We start from the raw sequence: 5978 nt of genomic DNA on the forward strand, positions 1-5978 counted from the left end.
GTGCAGGTCGCGTATGCGATCGGCAAGGCGGAGCCGGTGGGTCTGTTCGTGGAGACCTTCGGCACCAACACGATCGACACCGACAAGATCGAGAATGCGATCGGTGAGGTCTTCGACCTGCGCCCCGCGGCGATCATCCGTGATCTGGATCTGTTGCGTCCGATCTATGCGCAGACGGCTGCGTATGGTCACTTCGGCCGTGAGCTGCCGGACTTCACGTGGGAGCGGACCGACCGGGTCGAGGCCCTGAAGCAGGCCGCCGGACTGTAGGCCCCGCAAGCACACATCGGCCCCGGACCGCTGGATCGGTCCGGGGCCGATGTCGTTGCCCTCTGGTAGGACTGGAGTTGTGAGCAGCGAGAAAGGGCGGCCCGAGCAGTCGCCGGCGGGGGAGCAGCTGGCGCTCATCCGGGAGAGCGTGCGCAAGGCCAAGGTGCCGCGGGCCAAGCCGCGGACGTGGCGCGGGGCGGCGCTGGCCGGGGAGCTGCCCGTGGCGCGGGTGCTGGTGGACAAGGGGCCGGTGCACCTGGACCGGCTGTGGGACTACGCCGTGCCCGCCGAGCTCGACGCCGACGCCCAGCCGGGCACCCGGGTGCGGGTGCGCTTCGGGGCCGGTACGTCCAAGGTGCGGGACGGCCGCCGCGAGGGCGGCGGGCTGCTCGACGGGTACATCATCGAGCGGGTGGCCGAGTCCGACTACCAGGGGCCGCTGGCCGCGCTCGCCCAGGTGCTGTCGCCGGAGCCCGTGCTCCGGCCGTCGCTGCTGAGCCTCTGCAAGGCCGTTGCCGACCGGTACGCCGGGTCGCTCGCCGACGTGCTCCAGCTGGCCGTTCCGCCGCGGCACGCCCGTATCGAGGCCGAGGCCTCGCCCCGGCTGCTGTCCCGGCCCGGTGCGCCCGAGGCGGGCAGCTGGGCACGGTATCCGACCGGGCCCGCATATCTGGACGCCCTGGTGCGGGGGGACTCCCCGCGTGCCGTCTGGACGGCGCTGCCCGGGCCGCACTGGCCCGCCGAGCTCGCGCGGGCGGCCGTCGCCGCGCTCGCCTCCGGGCGGGGTGCATTGATCGTCGTGCCGGACGGGCGGGTCGCCGCCCGGGTCGACGCGGAGCTGACAGCGCTCCTCGGCCAGGGCCGGCACGTGCTGCTGACGGCCGACCTCGGCCCCGAGGAGCGCTACCGCCGCTGGCTCGCCGTGAACCGCGGTGCGGTGCGGGCCGTCGTCGGCACCCGTGCCGCGATGTTCGCGCCCGTGTGGAACCTGGGCTTCGTGGCGATCTGGGACGACGGCGACTCCAGCCACAGCGACACCAACGCCCCCCAGCCGCACGCGCGCGAAGTGCTGGTGCTGCGCGCGGTGCAGGAGAGGGCCGCGTTCCTGCTGGGCGGTTTCGGCTGCACCGTGGAGGCGGCGCAGCTGGTGGACACCGGCTGGGCGCTGCCGCTGGCCGCGGACCGCGAGCGGGTGCGCGCGACGGCCCCCCGGGTCCGCACGGTGGAGGAGAAGGACGAGGCGCGGGACGAGGCCGCCCGGGCCGCACGGCTGCCCACGATCGCCTGGGAGGCCGCCCGGGAGGGGCTCCGGCACGGGCCCGTGCTGGTGCAGGTGCCGCGCAGCGGCTACGCGCCCCGGCTCGGCTGCGAGCGCTGCCGCGAGCCCGCGCGGTGCGGGCACTGCTCGGGGCCGCTGGAGGCGCGGGAGCGCGACGCCGGGCTGCACTGCGGCTGGTGCGGGCAGCAGACCACGGACTGGCACTGCTCCGAGTGCGGCGGCTTCCGGCTGCGCGCACGGATCGTGGGGGCGCAGCGCACGGCGGAGGAGCTCGGCCGGGCCTTCCCCGCGGTGCCGGTGCGCACCTCGGGGCGCAACCACGTGCTGGACACCGTGCCGGACCAGCCCGCGCTCGTCGTCTCCACGCCCGGCGCCGAGCCGGTCGCCGAACGCGGTTATGCGGCCGCCCTGTTGCTGGACGGGTGGGCCCTGCTCGGCCTGCCCGACCTGCGGGCCGGGGAGGAGGCGCTGCGCCGCTGGCTCGGTGCCGCGGCCCTGGTGCGGGGTCAGGAGGCGGGCGGCACGGTGGTCGTCGTGGCCGAGCCGACGCTGCGGCCCGTGCAGGCGCTCGTGCGCTGGGATCCGGCGGGGCATGCGATGCGGGAGCTGGCCGACCGGGCGGAGCTGGGCTTCCCGCCCGTCTCGCGGATGGTGTCGGTCGCCGGGACGCCTGCCGCTGTGGCCGAGCTGATCGGCTCGGCCGAGCTGCCTCCGGGGACGGACGTGCTCGGGCCGGTGCCGTTGCCGGTGCGGCGGGCCGGGGCTCCGGTGCGGGCCGGCGATCCTCCGCCGGGGGAGCGGTGGGAGCGGGCGTTGCTGCGGGTCCGGCCGGGGCAGGGGGCCGCGTTGGCCGCTGCGCTGAAGACGGCGCAGGCGGTGCGCCTCGCGCGGCGTGAGGGGGAGCCCGTGCGGTTGCGGGTGGATCCGCCGGATATCGGGTGACGGTCTCTTGTGGCTGGTCGCGCCCACGCGGCGGAGCCGCTGGGGGTGCCCCCAGCGGTAGCTGGGGGAGAAGCCGCCCCGCGCCCCTTTCGGGGCGCGGAGGAACGGAGCGCTCAGCCGTTTCGCGGGCCCGGGAAGACCGACGTGCGGGGCTCCGGCACCGGGACCGAGCGGGCCGCCGGGACCACGGGCTGCTCCGCCGTGCGCACCGTCGTCTCGGCCGGGGGCTCCGTCGTGGTCTGCCCGTTCGCCCGGCGTGCCCCGTAACGGCGGTGCACGGCCTGCTTGGTGACGCCCAGCGCCGAACCCACCGCGTCCCACGAGAAGCCCAGCGAGCGGTCGAAGTCCACCGCGGCCGTCACCAGCGTCTCGACGCTGTCCCGCAGCTCCTGGGCCAGGCGCACGGTCGGCGCGGGGGCCCGGCCGTAGACGACGAAGCCTGCAGAGGGGCCCGTCCTGCGGGGGCGGTAGACGTTGCCGAGCTGGGCGGTGAGGGTGCGCAGAGCGTCCACCTGGCGGCGCACCCTCTCGATGTCCCGGACCAGGAGATGCAGGCTGGCCCGTGCCTGGGCGTCGTGGGTTGCGTGGTCGGGCATGAACAAGCCTCTCGGGCCGGCGGTGAACGTGACGTGTACGGACGGGAGTTGACGCCCCTTGGCGGACAAGGGCAGCAGGCCCGTGGTTGCGGCCCGCTCCGGTCAATCTCTCTTGACCCAACGCGCCACAGCCCGCCGGGTCACGGTATGGGGGCGCACGTACTCCGGAATGGGGCGCGCATCCACCCGCACGCCCCCTGGGGCGTGGGCACCTCTAGACTGGTGCGCCGTTCCACCCGGCGCTCGAGGAGAGGTAGTTCGCCACCCATGAGGCTCGTCTTCGCAGGCACCCCCGAGGTCGCCGTCCCCGCCCTCGACGCCCTGATCGCCTCCGAGCACCACGAGGTCGTCGCCGTCGTCACCCGCCCCGACGCCCCGGCCGGCCGCGGCCGCAGGCTGGTCGCCAGCCCCGTCGCCGAGCGCGCCGAAGAGGCCGGCATCGAGGTCCTCAAGCCCGCCCGCCCGCGCGACGAGGACTTCCTCGCCCGGCTGCGCGAGATCGGCCCCGACTGCTGCCCCGTCGTCGCCTACGGCGCCCTGCTGCCGAAGCCGGCCCTGGAGATTCCCGCGCACGGCTGGGTCAACCTGCACTTCTCGCTGCTGCCCGCCTGGCGCGGCGCCGCCCCCGTGCAGCACGCGATCCTGGCCGGCGACGAGGTCACCGGCGCCTCCACCTTCCTCATCGAGGAGGGGCTGGACTCCGGCCCCGTCTTCGGCGTGCTCACCGAGCAGGTCCGGCCCACCGACACCAGCGGCGACCTGCTGACCCGGCTCGCCTTCGCCGGTGCCGGACTGCTGTCCGCCACCATGGACGGCATCGAGGACGGCAGCCTCAAGGCCGTGCCGCAGCCGGCCGACGGCATCTCCCTCGCCCCCAAGATCAGCGTGGCGGACGCCCGGATCGACTGGGCCGCCCCCGCCCTCCGCGTCGACCGCGTGGTGCGCGGCTGCTCCCCGGCCCCCGGCGCCTGGACGACCTTCCGCGGCGAGCGCCTGAAGGTGATGGCGGCGGCGCTCAGCCCCGACCGCGCCGACCTGGCCCCCGGTGCGATCGGGGCCGCCAAGAACTCCGTGCACATCGGCACGGGCTCGCACGCGGTGGAGCTGCTGTGGGTCCAGCCGCAGGGCAAGAAGCCGATGAAGGCCGCCGACTGGGCCCGCGGGGTGCGCATCGCCGCAGGCGAGCAGCTCGGGGCCGATCAGCCCGCGTAAGCGGCACGCGTAGGCTGGAGGCGTCGCCTTCCCCATCTCCGGAGCACATTTTCGTGAACGACCACGCGCCTCGCCGTCAGCAGAGCCGACCCGCGAAACCCCACCGCCGTCCCAAGAAGGACCCGGTGCGGATCCTCGCCTTCGAGGCGCTGCGGGCGGTGGACGAGCGGGACGCGTACGCGAACCTCGTGCTGCCGCCGCTGCTGCGCAAGGCCCGTGAGAAGGACGGCTTCGACGCGCGTGACGCCGCGCTGGCCACCGAGCTGGTCTACGGCACGCTCCGCCGCCAGGGGACGTACGACGCGATCATCGCGTCCTGCATCGACCGGCCGCTGCGCGAGGTGGACCCGCCGGTGCTGGACGTGCTGAGCCTGGGCACCCACCAGCTGCTCGGCACGCGCATCCCGCCGCACGCCGCGGTGTCCGCCACCGTCGAGCTGGCCCGCTGCGTACTCGGTGACGGGCGGGCGAAGTTCGTCAACGCCGTGCTGCGCAAGATCACCGCCCACGACATGGACGGCTGGGTGGAGCGCGTCGCCCCGCCGTACGAGGACGACCCCGAAGAGCACCTCGCCGTCGTGCACTCCCACCCGCGCTGGGTCGTCTCCGCGCTGTGGGACGCGCTCGGCGGCAGCCGGGCCGGGATCGAGGACCTGCTGGAGGCGGACAACGAGCGGCCCGAGGTGACGCTCGTCGCCCGCCCCGGGCGGGCCACCACGGACGAGCTCCTGGCGGCGCTCGGCGAGGAGTCCGGGCTGCCCGGCCGCTGGTCCCCGTACGCGGTGCGGCTGGCCGAGGGCGGCGAGCCGGGGGCGCTGGACGCCGTGCGCGAGGGCCGGGCGGGCGTCCAGGACGAGGGCAGCCAGCTGGTCGCCCTCGCGCTGGCCGATGCGCCGCTGGACGGGCCGGACCGGCGCTGGCTGGACGGCTGCGCCGGGCCCGGCGGCAAGGCGGCCCTGCTCGGTGCGCTCGCGGCCGAGCGCGGTGCCGCGCTGCTGGCCTCGGAGAAGCAGCCGCACCGGGCGCGCCTCGTGGAGCGCGCGCTGGCCGGCAACCCCGGTCCGTACCAGGTCATCGCCGCCGACGGCACGCGACCGCCGTGGCGGGAAGGGGTCTTCGACCGGGTGCTCGTCGACGTCCCGTGCAGCGGGCTCGGCGCGCTGCGGCGCCGTCCCGAGGCGCGGTGGCGGCGCCGTCCGGAGGACCTGGAGGGGTTCGCCCCGCTCCAGCGCTCCCTGTTGCGGGAGGCGCTGCGCGCCGTGCGCGTCGGGGGCGTCGTCGGCTACGCGACGTGCTCGCCGCACATGGCCGAGACGCGGGCCGTCGTGGACGACGTGCTGAAGGGCCGGGGCGGGCCCGCCCCGGCTGCGGAGTGGATCGACGCACGGCCGCTGATGCGGGGCGTTCCGGGACTGGGCGAGGGCCCGGACGTCCAGTTGTGGCCGCACCTGCACGGTACGGATGCGATGTACTTGGCGCTGCTGCGCCGTACCGGTTGAGAACTGCGCCCCGTGAGGGGCGCGGGGCTGTTGACATGTGCGGCTCTGCCGCGTGGGCGCGACCAGCCGCGGGATCTTCGCGCCCCGAAGGGGCGCGGGGAACTGCGCGATCAGCCCCCACCGGCCCGCAGCCGACGCGCACAGGTGGTCCTCCACCCCACGGTGGTTGCGGCCGACGAT

Annotated in this window: 5 protein-coding genes; 4 read left to right on the plus strand and 1 reads right to left on the minus strand. The window is 75.7% G+C overall.

Going from position 1 to position 5978, the window contains the following annotated elements:
- Positions 1-270: methionine adenosyltransferase domain-containing protein (locus ACWD4B_RS34895; protein WP_451423534.1), on the plus strand; the 270-nt coding region annotated here is incomplete at its 5' end.
- 79 nt (positions 271-349) lie between these two features.
- A complete protein-coding gene (locus ACWD4B_RS34900; RefSeq protein WP_451424540.1) occupies positions 350-2491 on the plus strand; it encodes a primosomal protein N' in 2142 nt (713 codons plus the stop codon).
- 113 nt (positions 2492-2604) lie between these two features.
- Here the strand turns inward: ACWD4B_RS34900 and ACWD4B_RS34905 are convergent, their stop codons facing one another.
- Positions 2605-3087 carry a hypothetical protein gene (locus ACWD4B_RS34905; protein WP_451424541.1) on the minus strand — a complete coding sequence of 161 codons (483 nt, stop codon included), beginning with the start codon at positions 3085-3087 and terminating at the stop codon, positions 2605-2607.
- Between the two features lie 267 nt (positions 3088-3354).
- On the opposite strand from ACWD4B_RS34905, the gene fmt reads away from it, so the two are divergent.
- Positions 3355-4299 carry a methionyl-tRNA formyltransferase gene (fmt, locus tag ACWD4B_RS34910; protein ID WP_451424542.1) on the plus strand — a complete coding sequence of 315 codons (945 nt, stop codon included), beginning with the start codon at positions 3355-3357 and terminating at the stop codon, positions 4297-4299.
- Positions 4300-4352: 53 nt separating this feature from the next.
- Positions 4353-5798 (plus strand): RsmB/NOP family class I SAM-dependent RNA methyltransferase, encoded by a 1446-nt coding sequence (locus ACWD4B_RS34915; RefSeq protein WP_451424543.1) that lies wholly within the window; start codon positions 4353-4355, stop codon positions 5796-5798.
- Positions 5799-5978 lie beyond the last annotated feature (180 nt).

The sequence above is a fragment of the Streptomyces sp. NPDC002536 genome (genome assembly GCF_053594995.1).